The sequence below is a fragment of the Acidovorax sp. GW821-FHT10A04 genome (assembly GCF_059415825.1).
The window spans coordinates 24,023-41,356 of sequence record NZ_JBWKNZ010000010.1; the positions used below are offsets into that span (position 1 = coordinate 24,023).

16 protein-coding genes are annotated in these 17,334 nt (G+C 67.6%); 11 read left to right on the forward strand and 5 right to left on the reverse strand.

The window, feature by feature from the left end:
• The first annotated feature begins 146 nt into the window (after positions 1 to 146).
• The 3 genes from cutA to AC07PF_RS20395 all read left to right on the forward strand — a co-directional run bounded on the left by cutA (position 147) and on the right by AC07PF_RS20395 (position 4,520).
• Positions 147 to 563 (forward strand): divalent-cation tolerance protein CutA, encoded by a 417-nt coding sequence (gene cutA, locus AC07PF_RS20385; protein ID WP_494613033.1) that lies wholly within the window; start codon positions 147 to 149, stop codon positions 561 to 563.
• Positions 564 to 738: 175 nt separating this feature from the next.
• Positions 739 to 3,252 (forward strand): TonB-dependent siderophore receptor, encoded by a 2,514-nt coding sequence (locus AC07PF_RS20390; protein ID WP_494613034.1) that lies wholly within the window; start codon positions 739 to 741, stop codon positions 3,250 to 3,252.
• 89 nt (positions 3,253 to 3,341) lie between these two features.
• Positions 3,342 to 4,520, forward strand: a complete 1,179-nt coding sequence (locus AC07PF_RS20395; RefSeq protein WP_494613035.1) for a PepSY-associated TM helix domain-containing protein — start codon at positions 3,342 to 3,344, stop codon at positions 4,518 to 4,520.
• A gap of 34 nt (positions 4,521 to 4,554) precedes the next feature.
• On the opposite strand, the gene AC07PF_RS20400 is transcribed toward AC07PF_RS20395, so the two are convergent.
• The 3 genes from AC07PF_RS20400 to AC07PF_RS20410 all read right to left on the reverse strand — a co-directional run bounded on the left by AC07PF_RS20400 (position 4,555) and on the right by AC07PF_RS20410 (position 7,525).
• Entirely contained in the window at positions 4,555 to 6,405 is a 1,851-nt protein-coding gene (locus tag AC07PF_RS20400) for a M48 family metallopeptidase (RefSeq protein WP_494613036.1), read from the reverse strand.
• Between the two features lie 326 nt (positions 6,406 to 6,731).
• Positions 6,732 to 7,211 (reverse strand): hypothetical protein, encoded by a 480-nt coding sequence (locus tag AC07PF_RS20405; RefSeq protein WP_494613037.1) that lies wholly within the window; start codon positions 7,209 to 7,211, stop codon positions 6,732 to 6,734.
• Positions 7,212 to 7,270: 59 nt separating this feature from the next.
• On the reverse strand, positions 7,271 to 7,525 hold the full coding sequence (locus tag AC07PF_RS20410) for a hypothetical protein (RefSeq protein ID WP_035206421.1): 255 nt from the start codon (positions 7,523 to 7,525) through the stop codon (positions 7,271 to 7,273).
• A gap of 554 nt (positions 7,526 to 8,079) precedes the next feature.
• Between AC07PF_RS20410 and AC07PF_RS20415 the strand changes: the two genes are divergently transcribed.
• Positions 8,080 to 10,233: a TonB-dependent siderophore receptor gene (locus tag AC07PF_RS20415; RefSeq protein ID WP_494613038.1), complete on the forward strand. Its 2,154-nt coding sequence runs from the start codon at positions 8,080 to 8,082 to the stop codon at positions 10,231 to 10,233.
• Positions 10,234 to 10,258: 25 nt separating this feature from the next.
• On the opposite strand, the gene AC07PF_RS20420 is transcribed toward AC07PF_RS20415, so the two are convergent.
• Positions 10,259 to 11,875 (reverse strand): tannase/feruloyl esterase family alpha/beta hydrolase, encoded by a 1,617-nt coding sequence (locus tag AC07PF_RS20420; RefSeq protein WP_494613039.1) that lies wholly within the window; start codon positions 11,873 to 11,875, stop codon positions 10,259 to 10,261.
• 133 nt (positions 11,876 to 12,008) lie between these two features.
• The gene (locus tag AC07PF_RS20425; protein WP_494613040.1) at positions 12,009 to 13,067 is read right to left on the reverse strand and encodes a helix-turn-helix transcriptional regulator; all 1,059 of its coding nucleotides are present in this window, start codon (positions 13,065 to 13,067) and stop codon (positions 12,009 to 12,011) included.
• Positions 13,068 to 13,256: 189 nt separating this feature from the next.
• Between AC07PF_RS20425 and AC07PF_RS20430 the strand changes: the two genes are divergently transcribed.
• From AC07PF_RS20430 to AC07PF_RS20460, 7 genes are all read left to right on the forward strand, one after another.
• The gene (locus AC07PF_RS20430; protein ID WP_494613042.1) at positions 13,257 to 13,652 is read left to right on the forward strand and encodes a hypothetical protein; all 396 of its coding nucleotides are present in this window, start codon (positions 13,257 to 13,259) and stop codon (positions 13,650 to 13,652) included.
• Positions 13,653 to 13,695: 43 nt separating this feature from the next.
• The gene (locus AC07PF_RS20435; protein WP_494613043.1) at positions 13,696 to 14,565 is read left to right on the forward strand and encodes an alpha/beta hydrolase; all 870 of its coding nucleotides are present in this window, start codon (positions 13,696 to 13,698) and stop codon (positions 14,563 to 14,565) included.
• Positions 14,566 to 14,747: 182 nt separating this feature from the next.
• Complete coding sequence (locus AC07PF_RS20440) at positions 14,748 to 15,137, forward strand: VOC family protein (RefSeq protein ID WP_494613044.1); 390 nt, start codon at positions 14,748 to 14,750, stop codon at positions 15,135 to 15,137.
• Between the two features lie 28 nt (positions 15,138 to 15,165).
• Positions 15,166 to 15,618 (forward strand): hypothetical protein, encoded by a 453-nt coding sequence (locus tag AC07PF_RS20445; protein WP_494613045.1) that lies wholly within the window; start codon positions 15,166 to 15,168, stop codon positions 15,616 to 15,618.
• Between the two features lie 480 nt (positions 15,619 to 16,098).
• Positions 16,099 to 16,440 (forward strand): RidA family protein, encoded by a 342-nt coding sequence (locus AC07PF_RS20450; protein ID WP_494613046.1) that lies wholly within the window; start codon positions 16,099 to 16,101, stop codon positions 16,438 to 16,440.
• 259 nt (positions 16,441 to 16,699) lie between these two features.
• The gene (locus tag AC07PF_RS20455; RefSeq protein ID WP_494613047.1) at positions 16,700 to 17,113 is read left to right on the forward strand and encodes a hypothetical protein; all 414 of its coding nucleotides are present in this window, start codon (positions 16,700 to 16,702) and stop codon (positions 17,111 to 17,113) included.
• Between the two features lie 10 nt (positions 17,114 to 17,123).
• A complete protein-coding gene (locus AC07PF_RS20460; RefSeq protein ID WP_081497244.1) occupies positions 17,124 to 17,333 on the forward strand; it encodes a hypothetical protein in 210 nt (69 codons plus the stop codon).
• Position 17,334 lies beyond the last annotated feature (1 nt).

The window sequence follows — 17,334 nt, forward strand, 5'->3', positions numbered from 1 at the left end:
CCCTCAACCAAAGCACAAATCAACCATCGCCCCAGAGCCAGAGCCAAAATCAGACCAGGGCCAGGAGCACTAGACCCCAACCCCTACCTGTGGCAGACTCCCCGACCCAGCTCCATCACAGCGCCCCCCGGGAGACAAGCATGTTGATGACGACGACAACGAGCACCGCCTGCACAGAGGCCACGGCTGCGGCAACCGCAGCCACAGCCGCCCCCCGCGAAATCCTCATGGTCACCACCACGGTCGCCACCGAGGCCGAGGCCAAGCGCCTTGCGCACTCAGTGCTGCATGCGCGGCTGGCCGCCTGCGTGCAGGTGGAGCCCATCACCGCCTACTTCCACTGGGAAGGCGCGCTCGAAGAGTGCCGCGAGCTGCGCGTGGCCTGCAAGACCGCCGCCAGCGCCATGCCCGCGCTGATGGCGCTGCTGCGCAAACAGCACCCCTACACACTGCCCCAGCTGGTGGTGCAACCGGTGCAGGCATCGGCCGAATACGGCTGCTGGGTGGACGAGCAACTGGCGCCAGCACCCCAGCGCCAGGAACCCGCGATGGCCATGGCCTGAGCAAGCGGAGCAGGGCAGGGCGGGTGCATGCGCCCCCCCCCAAAAAAAATAGTTTTCAAAAGCGTGTCCCTTTTTCGGGAACCGTTCGGCATGGTTTGGAAGGCGCTGGTGATCAATCGATCAAGCCAGCGCCCGCCACTCCAACCCAACCCGAACGAACCCGAGGAGGACGCGCATGGCGCCCGTTGATGCTGACCACCTGCCGAGCAGCCGCACCCCGCTGCTGACCACCCGCGCCACGCCGCTGGCCCGCGCCGCGCATGCGCTGTGCGTGGGCATCGCCATCGCGGCGGCGGCATCGCCCGCCGCCTGGGCGCAAACCAGCGCTTCCGGCGGCACGGCGGCGCAGACCACGCGCAGCTACGACATCCCTGCCGGCCCGCTGGGCCCGGTGCTCTCGCGCTATGCGGGCGCGGCCGGCGTCACCCTGTCGTTCGAGCCCGCGCTCACCGAAGGCCTGCGCAGCCCCGGCCTGCAGGGCAGCGTGGCGGCGGTCGAAGAAGGCTTTGCCCGCCTGCTCGTGGGCAGCGGCCTCGAAGCCGTGCCGCGCAACGGTGGCGGCTACACGCTGCGCCGCGGCGCGCCTGCACCAGCACCCGCAGCGGCGGGCCGCACCTCGTCCACCGACACCCAGTTGCCCACCGTGCGCGTGGCGGCCGAGCGCGAGGCCGCCTGGGGCCCGGTGGAGGGCTACCGCGCCACGCGCGGCGCGGGCGCCACCAAGATGGACGTGCCCGTGCTGGAGACGCCGCAGCAGGTCTCCACCATCGGCGCCGCGCAGATCCGCGACCAGGCCATCTCCAGCGTGGCCGAGGCCGTGCGCTACAGCGCGGGCGTGCGCCCGGCGGACTACGGCATCACCGACGACGACGTCTCCATCCGCGGCTTCTACCTCACCGGCACCGGCCTGTACCGCGACGGCATGCGCCTCATCCACAACGGCTTCATGACCAACCTGGAGCCCTATGGCCTGGAGCGGCTGGAGGTGGTGCACGGCCCGGCCTCGGTGCTCTACGGCCAGTCGGCGCCCGGCGGGCTGATCAACGCCGTGACCAAGCGCCCGCGCGCCGGCATGCAGCGCGAGGTGGGGCTGGAGCTGGGCAGCCATGACCGGCGCCAGGCCACGGCCGACATCGGCGGTGCGCTCAACGCGCAGGGCACCGTGCTCGGCCGCCTCACCGTGCTTAAGCGCGAGGCCGGCACGCAATGGGATGACCTGCGCAACGACCGCACCTACGTGGCCCCGGCCATCACCCTGCAGGGCGACCGCACCACGCTCACCTTGCTGGCCCACCACCAGAAGGACGACACGGGCTACATCATTCCCTACTACCGCAACACGCCCGCCGGCCCGGCCAGCGAGCGCATCAACGTCAACGGCCCGGGCTCGGGCCACCACAAGGAGGCCTGGTCGCTGGGCTACCTGCTCGAGCACTCCTTCAGCGACAGCCTGACCGTGCGCCACAATCTGCGCTACCTCGACGGCAGCAACCACCGGCTGGAGATGCGCAACCGCGGCCTCATGGCCGACCAGCGCAGCATGGCCCGCCTGGCCATGGTGCGGCCCGACGCCGAGAAGACCCTGGTGATCGACACCCACCTGGAGACGCGCCTCAAAAGCGGCGAGGTCTCGCACCAGCTGCTGGCCGGCATCGACTACTACCACTCCAAACTCGACTGGCGCATCCACTCGCTCAACGGTGCCGTGGCGCCCATCGACCTGGTCAACCCCGTGTATGTGCAGCCCGACTGGAGCAACAATTACCTGAGCGACCGCGCTCTGGCACGCAACACCCAGGTGGGCCTGTACCTGCAGGACCAGATCAAGTTGGGCGAACGCTGGGTGTTCAGCCTGGGCGGCCGCTACGACACGGCCCGCATCGACACGAAGTACGACGCACGCCTGACCGGCGACGCACCGTTCGCCACCACCGTGGTGGACCGGCGCGACAACGCCTTCACCGGCCGCGCGGGCGCCATCTACCTGGCGCCGAACGGCCTGGCACCCTACGTGAGCTTCAACACCGCCTTCCAGCCACCGCTGACCACCGTGACTGCCGTGGACGCCAACGGAGTGCCCTACGAGCCCGAGACCGCGCGCCAGGCCGAGGTGGGCCTGCGCTACGCCCCGCAAGGCGCCGGCTACACGCTGAGCGCCGCCGTGTTCGACCTGCGCAAGCGCAACGTGCGCACGCCGTCCACCATCAACCCGCGCTTTGACGTGCAGACCGGCGAGGTGCGCAGCCGCGGGCTGGAGCTGCAGGGCTCGGGCGAGGTGGGCGGGGGCTTCTCGGTCATCGGCGCCTACACGTATCTCAACGCCAAGGTCACGCGCAGCAACAATGCGCTCGAAGTCGGCGAGCGCCCGGGCGCCACGCCCGAGCATGTGGCATCGCTCTGGGGCAAGTACCAGCGCGGCCCGCTGGAACTGGGCCTGGGCGTGCGCCACATCAGCGCCACGGTGGGCGAGCTGCGCGTCGCTACCGGCCCCATCCCCACCAACGACGGCTACACCCTGTTCGACGCCATGGCCGCCTACGACGTGGGCGCCTGGCGCCTGTCGCTCAACGTGACCAACCTCGGGGACAAGCGCTACCGTACCCAGTGCAACACCTTCCGCGGCGGCGCGGAGTTCTGCGCGCTGGGCTTCGGGCGCGAAGTCAAGGTCGCAGCAGCCTACCGGTTCTGATCCAAGGGGTGGGAAGGAGAGGGCGCCGGCAGGGCGGGCCATGCGCTTGGCCTGCCGGCCGCTTTCCTTCCACTCCGTTCTGAAGCGCCATGCGCAAGCTGCTGGTACTCCTGCACCGCTGGGCCGGCCTGTTCATGGCCGTGTTCCTCGCCGTGGCCGGGCTCACGGGCTCCGCCATCGCGTGGGAGCACGAGCTCGACCGCTGGCTCAACCCGGGCTTTCACTACGCCGCGCCGTCCGGTGCGCCGCTGCTGCCCGCCACCGAAGTGGCACGCCGCGTGGAGGCAGCGCACCCCGCGCTGCAGGTCAGCTTCATGCCCCTGGCGGCCGCACCGGGCCAGACCCTGGTGATGATGGTGGCGCCGCGCATGGATGCCACCACCGGCCAGCCGCATGTGCTCGGCTTCGACCAGATGGCCGTGCACCCCGCCACGGCCCAGGTGCAGGGCACGCGCACCTGGGGCCAGGCCTCGCTGGCGCGCCAGGACATCGTGCCTTTCCTGTACAAGCTGCACCACACCCTGTTCCTGCCGCGCGCCTGGGGGGTGGACTGGGCCGTGTGGTTCCTGGGCGCGGTGGCCATGCTCTGGGTGGTGGACTGCTTCATCGCGCTGTGGCTGTCCTTTCCGCGCTGGCGGACCTGGCGCAAGTCCCTGGCCTTCCGCTGGTCGCGCGGCGCGCGCACCGTCAACTTCGACCTGCACCGTTCGGGCGGCGTGTGGTCCTGGGTGCTGATGCTCGTGCTGGCTGTCACCTCGGTGGCGATGAACCTGCACGACGAGGTCATGGAACCCGTGGTCAATGTCTTCTCGCGCACCAGCGCGAGCCCCTTCGACGAGCGCCCGCGCCGCCCGCCTGCGCAGCAGGCGCCGCCCCAGGTGGGTCGGGCCGAGGTCGTCGCCCTGGCCCGGGCCGAAGGCCTGCGCCGCGGCTGGGCCGACCCGCCGGGCTTTCTCACCTACCGGCCGGCCTTCGACCTCTACGGCGTGGACTTCTATGTGCCCGGCATCAGCCGCCCCGGCCTGGGCCCGCCGCGCCTGTACTTCGACGGTGCCACCGGCGCCCTGGCCGGCCAGCGCGTGCCGGGCGAGGGCACGGCCGGTGATCTGCTCATGCGCCTGCAGTTCCCGCTGCACTCGGGCCGCATCGCGGGCCTGCCGGGGCGCATCCTGGTCACCGTGCTGGGCCTGGCCGTGGCGGTGCTCAGCGTGACCGGGGTGGTGATCTGGTGGGGGCGCAGGCGCGCGCGGCGCGCGTCGGGGGCCTGATGGATACCGGGCGCGCGCCTTCTTCTGCTGGCGCTCAGGCTTCCTGCTGGCGTGCCCGCATGATCTGATGGCGTTGCCAGTAGTGGCCAACCTTGGCGTTGAAGGCGTCCTTCTCCTTCTTCAGGCCGCCGAGCTTGATCTTGCTGGTCTTGGCGCCGATCATGGCTTTTTCGGGGTGGGTGACGATCAGGGCATTGCCCCAGGTGCTCTCCTTGAATTCCAGCGCCTTGATGGCGTCCCAGGCCACCGTCACGCCATCGGCCGAGGTGGTGATGCCCTCGATGCCCACGGTCACCGTGTCGCTGCCCTTCAAGGCGTACTGCACCGGCGGAAAGTACTGCAGCACCAGCGCACGCTCTTCGTCGTTGGCCGGCTCGTAGCGGTAGGCCAGGCTGCGCTCGTGCTCTGCCGCAAAGGCCTGCTCGTAGGCGCCCGACATGCGCTGCTCGATGGCATCGGCCGTGAGGATCTGCTGCGCCCAGGTGGCGGCCGGCACGCGCACGACGATGGCGCCGTAGTCGCTTTCGGCCAGGGCCACGCCCACGGCGCGCATGCGCTCGGGCATGGCGGGGTGCGAGTCGAAGGGGTGGGGCACGTTGGCCGTCTTCATCTCCGATAGGAAATCGGCCGATGCGGCATAGGGTGGTAGCCCTTGGGCCACATAACTGGCAATGCCCAGCGCGGCGGCATCGTGCTTGCGGTTCTGGCCGAAGAGTTCGCTCTCGATTTTGGAGCGGTACTGCGCATAGGCGGCGATCTTCACCAGTGATTGTGCAATCGCATCGGGCGAGACCAACTTGGCGGCAGTGCGGTCGGCCTCAAACTCGCGTGCGCGGCTTTCGCGCGCCAGCGCCACCTCGAAGATGGTGCGGTACAGGTCGATCAGCGGCAGGAACACGGCCGTCAGGCCGCCCTCGCGCATGGCGTGGCGATAGTGGTCGTACTGGTGGATCTTGGGGCCCAGCAGCGCGCTGCTCTGGGTGTCGCCGCCGCGCAAATGCGCCAGCTCGTGGCCCAGCACGGCATCGGCTTCTGCCTGGTCGAGCAGGCGCAGCAGGGGGATGCTCACGAACAGGGTGCGCCCGGTGAGCCGCTGGTTGCCCACGGTGAGAGGCGCCTCGGTCACGAAGAAGTTGGCGTCGATGCCGGCCACGATGTTGCGCGGCGGCTCGGTCTTCAAACGCTCGGCCATGTGGCGGATGCGTGCCCACAGCAGGGGCGCATCCGCCTCAGTGAGCAACTCGCCATCGACGCCGTTGTTCGACTGCACCCGCTTGAAGATGCCCACCACCGCCATGAAGACCCCGCACGCGACCAGGATCCCCACCAGGATGATGAGCTTGGGCCAGTACTTGTGCATGAAGAACGCCGTCACCCAGAACGACAGCCACACCGCGAGGGCGCCCTGCACGACCAGCGAGCTGGCGCTGGCCCAGGTGGTCAGGTGCCAGCCGGTGACGAAGCTGGTGTACTGCAGCCGGCGGTTGACGAAAGCCAGTGCACCGAGGCCCAGCACCGCCGCCAGCAGCGCGACCCCGGCCACCATGCTCCACAGCGACACCTGGCGCACCAGGTTGAACTGCCATAGCTCGCCGTAGGTCTCGCACAGGGCCTCGCGGTAGTCCGCCACCTCGGGGTCCTGGTTGGTGCAGATGGTGGAGGGCGGGTTGGCGCGGTAGAAGTCCTTTTGCGCCTGCTTTTCGGCCGCGGGCATGCCCTTTTCGGCATCGATGCGCTGGCTGATGCGGGCGATGAACTGGGTGTCCTCGTCGCGCTGCGCATACCCCGTGAACAGGTAGGCGGCCAGTGGGATCAAGAGCAGCGCAAGCAGCGAATAGGCCAGGTACTTGGCCAGGCCCAGGCGCAGGGCAGAAGGGATGTTCATAGAGGCACGCGAATGGTTGTGTGTGTTTTTTCCGGTCCGGCATGGAGCCGGGGGCGCGCTGGCAGCGCGCCCCTTTCCTCTCTCCATGGCAGCGGATTATCTGGACGCGTGGGCTCTGCGGCTGCGCCAGGAAGTAACACTTGGAACGGCGGCGCCGGTGTGTGACATTTGGCACGGATGCGGCGACAAATGGGTGGCCTGCCGTGGCGGCAGCCCCCGATACCGGGCGCCCGGCCACCCGTGTCGGCTGGTCGGGACGGAAAGCGGCTTGCAGCCCACCCGCCGCCTGGCGGGGTGCACATGCGCAGGCGGCAGGCAACCGCGAATTACTTCGGGCTTTTCAGCACGACTTCGGCAAAGCAGTAATACACCATGTCGTCGTCTTCCTTCTGCTTGCAGTTGTTCTCGGCCACCTGCAGGCGGCGCGTGGTGGCCGGCAGGGGCTCGAACTGCACCTTCACGATCTTGCGCTTGCCGGGCCGGATGGTCTCCATCCCCTTCGTGCACGACCTGATGCCCGACACGCTCAGCTGCTTGAGCACCAGCCCGCTGTCCAGGTCCTTGAGCGTGAACGCCTCGGGGCGGTGGTTGGGCTGGATGCAGGCCTCCGCGATCCCGTCGCTGGTGTTGCCCACCACGATGGTCACCGTCGTGCCCTTGGCTGTGACGGTGATGTCCCGCAGAACGGTGTCGCTGTCCTCGGGCAGCGGCATGTTGAGCTTGTAGCTTTGGGCGTGGGCGCTGCCTGCGGCACCCAGGGTGAAGGCTGCCAGGACAGCGGAGGCTGCCAGAAGTTTGGTGAACATGGTGACTCGTTTCAAGGAAGGGAAGAGGGGGCGGCAGGAGTGCTCGGCAGCAGCTCGCATCACTTCCACTGCCGGCCATCGCCAGCAGCGCAACCGTACGGGGGAATGGACTTGGCAAACCGCTCCTGCAACTGTGCGCAGCCCCAGCGGTTGAGCGGCCCCGGTGCCCTGGAGTTGAGCGCGATGCCGATTTCTTCATATGGCGACTTGGCCTTGCTGACATAGTCGTACCAGCGTTTGCCGACATACAGCGTGACCACGGCCGTGGCGATCAGGACCACGAGAAGGACTTTGAGTGCAGGGGATTTGTTCAAGAAATGGAGCCCGGTTGGAGGTGTGAAGCGCTAGGCAGGTGCGATTGTGTTGGCGTTCCCTGGCCCAGCGGCCCTGGTTTGCGCATTCGTGCCGCCAGTCGTGAAGCAATGCACACATTCGGCACATACCGTGGCTGCGGGTTTGTGCAGTGCTTGTTGCGCGTCCGCTGATCGTGCGGTGCCTGCAAGCAGGCGGGCGCAACGCCCGGAGTCGGTGCGAGTCCGTTGTGGCCCGTATGCCCGTTTGCCTCCCGGGGTTGTCGGCATGCGCTTGAAATCGTTCTAAAATAAAACTGATTCGCGTTACGGTGTTGCCGTACCCGTGTTGTCAGCCAGTGCCCGGCGGCCCTTCGCGGTCGTCCGGTGGCCCGCAGCCTCTGCGAGCCGCCTGCGCGCCAGCCAGCCAATCCCGCTCCCCCATGACCGACCCCGCGCTTGCTGCCATTGCGTGCAGCGGCTGGGCTGCGCGCGCTCCGCGCATCCATGCGCGCAGTGTCGGCGCGGTGATGGGGGCATGCATTCCTCCACCTTCCTTCGCCCACAGGCCTTCGATGATGTCCCGATCTCCCTTGTCCTTCGCGCCCGTGGCGCTGGCCGTGATGGCCCTTGTCGCCGCCAGCGCCGCCCGCGCGCAAACAACAGCAGAACCCGCCGTCGGCGCCGGCAATGCCACCACCACCAACCTGCCCCCGGTCACCGTGCGTGCCCAGCAGGACCGCACCAGCACCGAAGGCACCGAGCGCTACAACAGCACCCAGGCCACGGTGGGCAAGGCCGCGGCCGAACTCAAGGAGATCCCCCAGTCCATCAGCGTGGTCACCCAGCAGCGCATGGAAGACCAGAACATGCGCAACGTCGAAGAGGTGCTGGAGCAGACCGTGGGCTACGTGTCCGAACGCTTCGACAGCGAATCGGCCTCGTACTCGTCGCGCGGCTTCGCCATCAACAACTACATGATCGACGGTGTGCCCGCACCGGGCACCGCCGCCGCGTGGGATGCCGTTCTGTTCGACCGCGTGGAGCTGCTGCGCGGCCCCTCGGCGCTGTTCAGCGGCGTCTCCAGCTCGGGCGGCGCCGTGAACCTGGTGCGCAAGCGCCCGCAGGATGCCTTCCAGGCGCGGGGTGCGGTGCAACTGGGCTCGTGGTCCACCAAGCGGGCCGAGGTCGACGTGACCGGCCCGCTCAACCAGTCGGGCACTATCCTGGGCCGCCTGTCGGCCGCCAAGCAGGAGGGCGGCACCTACCAGAGTGGCGCCCAGCGCGACCGTTATGCGATTGCCGGCTCGCTCGACTTCAAGCTCGCGCCCACCACCAGCCTGCTGGTCGGCGCGCATGCGCAAAAGGTCGACGGCTGGCTTACCGGCGGCCTGCCTTCGTACACCACCGGCGCGCTGCTCGATGTGCCGCGCTCCACCTGGCTGGGCGCGGACTGGAACCGCTCCGAGCAGGACGAGAAGTATGTCTACGCCGAACTCACGCACCGCTTCAACGACGACTGGCGCGCCCGCCTGCACTGGAGCGGCTACCGCAACGACCAGGCCACCAACTACCTGTACCTGCCCAGCGGCCAGGTCACGCCCACCAACGGCCGCACCAGCCTGATGCTGTGGTTCAACCAGACGCGCATCGAGCAGAACGTGCTCGACGCCAACCTCACCGGCAGCTTCAACGCCCTGGGCCGCAAGCACGACGTGGTGGTCGGCGCCGACTGGCGCCGCAACACCAGCGCCACCACCTCGGGCCGCTATGCCAACTACTACGTGCAGGATGTGTACGCGCCCGACCATTCCGCCGTGCCGTACCCTGACCGCCCGGCCACGGCGCGCTCGCAGTCCGAAACCTCGCAGTACGGCCTGTATGGCCAGACGCGCCTGCGCATCACCGACCCGCTGACCGTGGTGCTGGGCGCCCGCGTGAGCTGGTACGACACGCAAAGCCGCAACCTGCTGCCCACCACCGGCGCCTGGACCACCAACCAGGTGGACCACAAGCTCAGCCCCTACGCCGGGCTGACCTATGCGTTCACCCCGCAGGTCTCGGGCTACGTGAGCTACAGCGACGCCTTCACGCCGCAGACGCAGCTGGCCTTTGGCGGCGGCGTGATCGACCCCATCGTGGGCAAGCAGCTCGAAGTCGGCGTGAAGGGCGAGTTCTTCGACCGGGCGCTGACCACCAACGCCGCCGTGTACCGCATCCGCGAGGTCAACCGCGCCCAGGCCGATCCGGTCAACACCGGCTTCTCCATCGCCCAGGGCGAGGTGGAGAGCAAGGGCGTGGAGCTCGAAGTCTCGGGCCGCATCACCAAGCAGTGGAACCTGTACGCCGGCTATGCCTACAACGAGAACCGCTACGTGCGCGACGCGTCGAGCGGCGGCCTGCCGCTCAACGCCCTCACGCCGCACCACAGCGTCAAGCTGTGGTCGCAGTACCGCTTCAACAACGGCCTGCTCGATGGGCTGAGTGTCGGTGCAGGCGTCAACGCCTACAGCAGCGCCAGCGGCGGCAACGCCACCACCAACACCCACCGCCCCGGATTCGGCATCGTCAATGCCGCCATCAGCTACCGCATCGACCCGCGCTGGACGGTGGCGCTCAACCTCAACAACCTCACCGACAAGGTCTACTGGCAGCGCGTGTACACCACGGGCCGCAGCAACTTCTTCGGTGAGCCGCGCAACGCCAGCGTGACGCTGCGCGCGAGTTACTGATCGCAGCCCGGCGCCGCAGCGGGTATTACACGGCGGAGCAGCTGAAGCTCCCCGCCTTGGCCGGGTCGCCCTTGCCGTCATAGCGTGGGAACTTCGGGTACTCGCACACCGGGCGCTGCAGTACCGGGGTCTGCTTGCCGGCGCGCGGGTCGGCGGGCTCGTAGCGGGTGGCCACCAGCCTGTCGGGCGCGCTGCCGCGTTCCACCCAGGCGTCCATGGCGGCCAGCAGGTCGATGCTCACCGGGTCGGTGCCCGGGCCGTCGAGGTTGTGGCCGATGGAGGGCGAGGTCAGCATGCGCGCAAAGCCCTGCACCTTGCCGGCGCCCAGGCGCTGGCGCACGCTGTCCAGGTACTCGGCCGTGCGGTACACCGACACGCAGGCGTCGCCCATGCCGTACCAGATCAGCAGCTTGCCGCCGTTGTCGGCAAAGGCCGAGATATCGGGGTTGGTCGCATCGATCAGGTTCGCCAGGCGCAGGTACGGGGCCTGGTAGCGGGTGGGGTCGTGCTGGAGCAGGTCGGCCGCAGGGTTGCCCTCCACCAGCCGTGCCGCGGCCAGCGCGGCCATGTAGTTGAACGAGTCGCGTGCCGCAAAGCTGGGGCCGAACACATAGGCCTCCCAGTCCGAGGTGGCCGCGCCGCCGCGCCCATAGCCCGGGTAGCCGCGCGCGCCCTGCGAAAGGGTCACCGGCACGTCCTTGTTCGCGTAGATCAGGCGCACCGATTCGATCTGCCCGGCGGTCAGGCAGCTGTCGCTGTCCGCGCCCTTGCACAACAGCTCGGTGGGCACGTAGTTGCAGGCGGCCACGTTGCCGATGATCCCGTCCGCCAGGCCGTCCAGCGCGTCGCAGGCCGCGGTCTCGGCTTTGGCGTACAGCGCGATCTTGGCGGGGCTCAGCCAGTTCTCGGGCCGGGAGAAGACGTGGCGCAGCAGCGTGGGCCCCAGGTTGGTCTGGTGCGCCTGCTGGCTGATGGCGGGCTCCATGGCCACCACGCCGTCGTAGTCCTTGGGGTAGTTCTGCGTGGCGGCCAGGGCCGAGCGCCCGCCGTTGGAGTGGCCGATGTGGTAGCGGCGCGCAGGGCGCTTGCCATAGAAGTCGGCGGCAATGGCAGTGCCCACCTCCAGCACGAAATGGTTGGCATCGAAGGCATGGTTGCGCAGCGCCACGTCGCTCGCGCCCCAGGCAAAGCCGGGCGCCAGGTGGCCCGAGTCGGAGCTCATCTTCACGTAGCTGTGGGCCGACGCGCCGATGATGTGCTGGTACCACGGGTCGTCGGTGGGGATGAATCCGTCGAACGCGCCGCCGCCCACCGTCAGGGTCTTGCCGTTCCACACCGCGCCTGCGGGAAGCTCCACCGCCCAGTGGATGGTGGACTGGGGCGAGGAGACGATCTCGCCGCGCACGATGCACACCTCGGGCAGCAGGCCCTCGGCCGCGCGCAGCTCCGTGCGGGTGATGCTGGCGCCATGGGGCAGGGTGGCCGTGCGGTAGGTCGGGCAGGCCTGGGCCAGCGGCTGGCTGGCAGCGGGGGCGCTGCTGTCGCTGCCGCCGCAGGCGGTGAGGGCCAGCGCGGCCAGGGCGGCGGCGAGCAGCGCAGGGCGGCCGCTGGCCGTGCCGGCGGTCGGTGGGGTTGAAAGCATGGAATGCGTCTCCTGTTGTTGCTTGGTTCTTCCGAAGCCTTGGGGCTCCGGGCGCAACGATAGGGACGGGTGGGTGTTTTGACGCCTCTGCAAATGCAGAGGGACAGGGAAAACACCCGGCCAGCCGCGCAGCCTACTGCCGCCGGAGTGCCGCCACCAGTTCCACCTTGTTGCGCACCCCCAGCTGCGCGTAGGCGCTGCGCAGGTAGGTGCGCACCGTGGCCGGCGTCAGGCCCAGCGTGGCGGCAATGTCCTTGTACGAATGGCCATGCGCGTACAGCGTGGCGGCGCTCAGCTCGCGCGGGGCCAGCGGCGGCTTGCCGGCGTGGGGCGACGGGATGCTGATTGCCAGCAGCGGCTCACAGGCCTCCAGCCGCAGCCGGCAGGCGCGGCCCAGCGCCAGGCTGCCCGGCAACGTGGCCGGCAGGGCCGCCAGCAGCGCCGGGGGCAGGGCGGTGCCCGACCAATCCGGGTAGGCGGCTTGCAGCGCCAGCCCCACGCGCAGGCCCACGAAGAGCAGTTGGCCCGCGCCGTCGGCCAGCGCATAGCTGTCCCACGGGCCGTTGCCTGCGGGCGCCGTCTGCAACTGCTCCAGCCGGTGCTGCCAGTGGCCCAGCAGGTGCGGCACGAACTCGCCGAACAGCGCCGCCTCCTGGTCTGTGAAGTTCGGCCGGCCCGGGCCGCGGTACATGCTCACGAAGAACATCAGCCCGCTGCGCGGCATGGCCACCGTGACCGCCATGCAGTGGTACAGGCCGTGGCGGCGGCAGAAGGCATCGATGTCCGGCGGTATCTCCACGCCCTGTGGGGGCAGGTCGTCGGCGCTCTCGCGCAGCACCACGCCCAGGCGGTCCATGGACTGCTGGGCGAACACATCGGCCATGGCCAGCGCATTCCACTCCGTGGCAAAGCCCTTGGCCAGGCCGATGCTGCCGTGCAGCCAGTTGCGCGGCGGCGCATCGGCATGCCCGGCCGACACTTCGCCCCACCAGGCGGTGTCGAAGTCCACCAGCATGCTGCGCATCGTTTCCAGCGCCTGCTGGAGCAGACCCTCCGGCGGCGCCGTGCGCGCCAGGGCAGCCAGCTGCAGCAGGCTGGCGCTCAGGGCACGCAGGGGCTCGAAGGCGGGGGCTGCCAAGCCGGCAGGCGCTGCCAGTGGCTGGGGCGGGCTCGTGGTGGGGTGGGCCTGCATGGTGGCGCCTGTCTCCTGGGATGTTGTTGTGTTCGCTCGCTCGATCGATCGGCTCTTTGGCAGGCGGCATGGTACGCAAATTCGCCCCGCAGGAGTTGAGGGGCATGGTCAGAATCCGGTTTGCGGGGGCGTGCCGAGGTGGTAGGCTGGCCGAGTGCCTGGCCCGTCCCCTTGCCAATTCGTTCATCCATGGAACCTGCCATCCACTTCCTCACCCGGCTCTTCGACGTCTCGCGGGAGCCCGAGAACCCCATCAACCCCATCCGGGGCCATTCCCTGCTCGAATGGCTGCGCACGCGCGTGCCCGCCCACCTTGACATGACCGACGCAGACGCCGAAGACTGGGGCGGGTACGCGCATGTGAGCTGGGAGGGCCGCACCTACATGGTGGGCGCCGCCGCCAACGAGAGCGAAGACGGCAAGCACGAATGGGTGCTGTCGCTGACCAAGCACCGCTCGCTCAAGGAGCGCGTGCTGGGCAAGGCGAAGATGGCCGGTGCCAGCGATCCGTGCTTCGGGTTCTTCCATGGCCTCATCGCGCAGGAGCCCGCGTTCGAGAAGGTTTCCGTGGAGGGGGCGAAGTGAGGCCTCGGGTTTTCGAGTCCACTTCGCTCGCACGCTGCACCTGATGGGCTGGCGCCTTGCGGTTTTGGCCGCCCTGGTGTTGGTGCTGGGCTTTGCCCTGGCAGCGGGGGCTGTTGGCGAATGGCTCAGCCACCCGGCCACCCGCACGATGGGTCCGCCACCGCCGGATTTTTCAGCGCGCGAAGTCCGCATCGACACAGCACCTTCGGGCCACGTGGCGGGCTGGTTTGCACCGGGCCAGCCAGACAAGGGGGCCGTGCTGCTGCTGCATGGCGTGCGCTCGGACCGCACCCAGATGCTGGGCCGCGCCAGGTTCCTGAACCGGGCGGGCCATGCCACCCTGCTGGTCGATTTGCAGGCGCACGGCGAGAGCACCGGCGAGCGCATCACTTTTGGCGCGCGCGAGGCGGCGGGGGTGCAGGCGGCCCTTGCGTTCCTGCGGCGTGAATGCCAGGGCGAGCGCATCGCGGTCGTCGGCGTGTCGTTGGGCGCCGCCGCCACCGTGCTGTCACGGCCTTCCCCCGCGCCCCATGCGGTGGTGCTCGAATCCATGTATCCCACCATCGAAGGTGCCGTGACCAACCGGCTCACCGGGGTGCTGGGCCCTGCGGGCGCGGTGTTGGCGGGGCCCCTGCTGTGGCAACTGCCGTTGCGTGCCGGGGTCTCGACCCGCGACCTGCGGCCCATCGATCACATTTCCCGGCTGGGGGCGCCCGTGCTCATTGCCTCGGGTGCGCAGGACAGGCACACCACCTGGGCCGAGACCCGGCAACTCTTCGATGCGGCGACCGGGCCCAAGGAGATCTGGCGGGTGGACGGGGCTGGGCATGTGGACCTGCATGCCTACAGCCCTCAGGAGTATGAGCGCCGGGTGCTCGGGTTTCTGGGGAAGTACCTGCGCTCGGGTGGTTGAGCCTGCGGGCGCGACCTCGCGTTTCCCCGGGTGCTGTGCTGCGAGCGGCGCGCCTGCAAGCGCCAGGCGTTCTCGAGGGCCTTCGCCAGCCCGCTCGGGCCCAGAGGCACAGCCTGCTGCCAGAGCCTGGCAGCACCGCCTTCTAACCTTGCTCCTTTCTTTTCTTGAGCAAGGAGCTTCGCATGAAGTTTGCATCCGTCCGCCTCGTCACAACGCAATTCGAGGCGCTTGTCGCGTTCTACACGCTGCTGTCGGGCACCACGGCGACCCGCCTGGCCGATGGCTTTGCCGAGGTGCGCCTGGAGGGCGCCACGCTGGCGATCTCCGAGGAGCGCCTGGTGCAATTGTTCAACCAGGGCGCCGCCACGGCAGCATCGAACCGGTCCGCCATCCTGGAGTTCGAGGTGGCCGACGTGGATGGCACACTGGCACGCATGGAGGAGGCCGCCGCCGAGATCGTCATGCCAGCCACGGTGATGCCCTGGGGCAACCGGTCTGCCCTGCTGCGCGATCCCGACGGAAGTTTGGTCAACATCTTTTCCAGGCCCGTGGCTCAGGTGCCCTCTACCTGACCTGCCTGGGCTCCGGCGACAATGGACCATGGACATCACTATCGAAAGCATCGATACCAGTGCGATGAAGCCGCTGGGGTTCACGCAGCTGCCCAGCTATCCAGTGCGGTTCTCCTCGGCCCTGGTCAGCGGCGCTGCGCGCCTTGTGCCCTTTGGGGATGACGCTTCGGAGTATCTTGGTCGAACGCTGTATGTGGAGCTTGCTCAGGAGCGGGTGAGCGGTTTTGAACGGGCTGCACCACCGCATTTTTTTGAGGAGGCAATGGTCGCGCTGGAGGAGCAAGGTTCATTTCAAGTGCATGGCCGGATTGCTTCGGCAAGGGCTACCTCCGATTCTTGCGGTTCCGTCGTGGTGACTGCAGTCGCTGGTGCTGCGGCTTTTTTCCTGTCGGACAAGGATTTCACAGACGAGTCTCTTCAAGAAGGTGACGCGGTTACCTTCCGTGTCCATGAACTGTCTTTCTGGGACGAGCAAATTTAGATCCGCCGAACCTTTGCCTCATGAGACAACTGTCTTCTTCCTTGTCTTCCCGTTCCAAGTGGGGCCGCTTTCTCATCATCGTGTCGGGACTGCTGGTACTGGTTGCTATCCGTTTGATGGAGGATGGGTTGTCCTGGCGGTTGGTCCTTGAAGCGTGCGGAATGATTGCATTCTTCTGGGTAACGGACATGGTCTTTTCCTCCGATTTGGCAGATGAAGTGCAGGACTGCGGAGATCATCTGATGGTCCGTCGTGGAGAGGTCACGGAGCGAGTCCTGCTGACCAATCTGCGCTCTGTCGAGGTGGACCCTGACGGGGAGGTCATGACGCTCCACTTTGTGAGATCCACTGCGTTCGGCCGGAAGATTGCGTTCAATCCGGTGGCAAGCTTGCGGCTCAACCCCTTTCGCGAGCATCCGCTGGTCGAGGACCTGATGAACCGAGCCCATGCGGCCAGGCTGCAGCTGGAGACATCCACCCATGCACTTCACCCCCGTCAACTCCCCTTTGGCCCCCGCGCCTTCCGGCGGCTACTCCCAGGCCCTGGACGTGCAGGGCGCCACGCGCTGGCTGGTCATCAGCGGCCAAATCCCCGTTGACCGGGCCGGCGTGGTACCCGCCAACTTCGCGGAGCAGGCCGACCTGGTGTGGGCCAACCTCCGGGCCCAGCTCGATGCCGCGGGCATGGGCGTGGCCAACCTGGTGAAGGTGACCACGTTTCTCTCATCGCGGCAATACGCGCAGGAGAATGGCGAGGCGCGCCGGCGCGCGCTGGGCGGCCATGCGCCGGCTCACGGTCATCATCGCCGGCATTTACGATGAGGCCTGGCTGCTGGAGGTCGAGGCCGTGGCGGCGGGGTGACACACCTCGCTCTGTTGCCTGCGCACAGAATCGCTGGGATCAACGCGGTCCCGGCTTTCGGGTGGCGCAAGGCAAACACGGTCAATGTCGAGCACTTCGCATCTCAAGGGGCATCGCCCCGCTGAAGCCTGGTTTGAAAATCGCAAGCGGGCCTTGGGGTGTGATGGAGGATAATTTGGCTCTTATAAATGTGGCCTATTGAATCACTGGGAAAACAACGTGCTGTTAACTGATATCGCCGTCGAGCACACGCTGGCGTCTAAAAATGGAGGACCTCGTGAGACGTTTTCTGTGCATCCCTTTACGAATACTCAACGGGATTCTCTTGGTAAGTTTGAGATCGTACGTAGCGTCCGTAAGCTTGGGGATAAAGAAGTGAAGTGCTCAACATTCGTTTCGTTTCAGCAGTTGGCGGAGTTATACGCAAAAGGGGTGCTCGACGAATTCGGGTTTTCCGTTCGTATGTGTGCTGCTGGTGGCAAGTACCCCAGTACGAATCCCGTAAAAAAAGTACTCCCAACCAGTATCAAACCTGGCTCACCGTTCGACCTGGCGGTTCAAGGCATCGATGTTTCAAAACCAGCTACCCGCGAATTGAGAACAGCGTTGCTTCGCACTGACATCAAGCTTTAAGGGCACACCTGTGAGTCCATCTGTTGCCGATTTAGAAATCGTCGCTACTTTCAAGCGGGCCGAGGCAGATGCTGCCCACAAGTCCGGATTGATCAAAGCTGCTGCGAAAAAGGGCCCGAAGGCCATCCAGGCAGCCGTCGACGCAGCTGCAAAGGCGGCAAAACGCCGGGACGCATACGCAAAGAAGCTGGATGCCTTGGGCGTGAGTCTCAAGGATTGAG

What these genes read in the sequence shown, in the direction of transcription:
- cutA (WP_494613033.1), top strand. Translation starts at nt 147, where the DNA reads ATGACGACGACAACGAGCACCGCCTGCACAGAGGCCACGGCTGCGGCA.
- AC07PF_RS20390 (WP_494613034.1), top strand. Translation starts at nt 739, where the DNA reads ATGGCGCCCGTTGATGCTGACCACCTGCCGAGCAGCCGCACCCCGCTG.
- AC07PF_RS20395 (WP_494613035.1), top strand. Translation starts at nt 3,342, where the DNA reads ATGCGCAAGCTGCTGGTACTCCTGCACCGCTGGGCCGGCCTGTTCATG.
- AC07PF_RS20400 (WP_494613036.1), bottom strand. Translation starts at nt 6,405, where the DNA reads ATGAACATCCCTTCTGCCCTGCGCCTGGGCCTGGCCAAGTACCTGGCC.
- AC07PF_RS20405 (WP_494613037.1), bottom strand. Translation starts at nt 7,211, where the DNA reads ATGTTCACCAAACTTCTGGCAGCCTCCGCTGTCCTGGCAGCCTTCACC.
- AC07PF_RS20415 (WP_494613038.1), top strand. Translation starts at nt 8,080, where the DNA reads ATGTCCCGATCTCCCTTGTCCTTCGCGCCCGTGGCGCTGGCCGTGATG.
- AC07PF_RS20420 (WP_494613039.1), bottom strand. Translation starts at nt 11,875, where the DNA reads ATGCTTTCAACCCCACCGACCGCCGGCACGGCCAGCGGCCGCCCTGCG.
- AC07PF_RS20425 (WP_494613040.1), bottom strand. Translation starts at nt 13,067, where the DNA reads ATGCAGGCCCACCCCACCACGAGCCCGCCCCAGCCACTGGCAGCGCCT.
- AC07PF_RS20430 (WP_494613042.1), top strand. Translation starts at nt 13,257, where the DNA reads ATGGAACCTGCCATCCACTTCCTCACCCGGCTCTTCGACGTCTCGCGG.
- AC07PF_RS20435 (WP_494613043.1), top strand. Translation starts at nt 13,696, where the DNA reads ATGGGCTGGCGCCTTGCGGTTTTGGCCGCCCTGGTGTTGGTGCTGGGC.
- AC07PF_RS20440 (WP_494613044.1), top strand. Translation starts at nt 14,748, where the DNA reads ATGAAGTTTGCATCCGTCCGCCTCGTCACAACGCAATTCGAGGCGCTT.
- AC07PF_RS20445 (WP_494613045.1), top strand. Translation starts at nt 15,166, where the DNA reads ATGGACATCACTATCGAAAGCATCGATACCAGTGCGATGAAGCCGCTG.
- AC07PF_RS20450 (WP_494613046.1), top strand. Translation starts at nt 16,099, where the DNA reads ATGCACTTCACCCCCGTCAACTCCCCTTTGGCCCCCGCGCCTTCCGGC.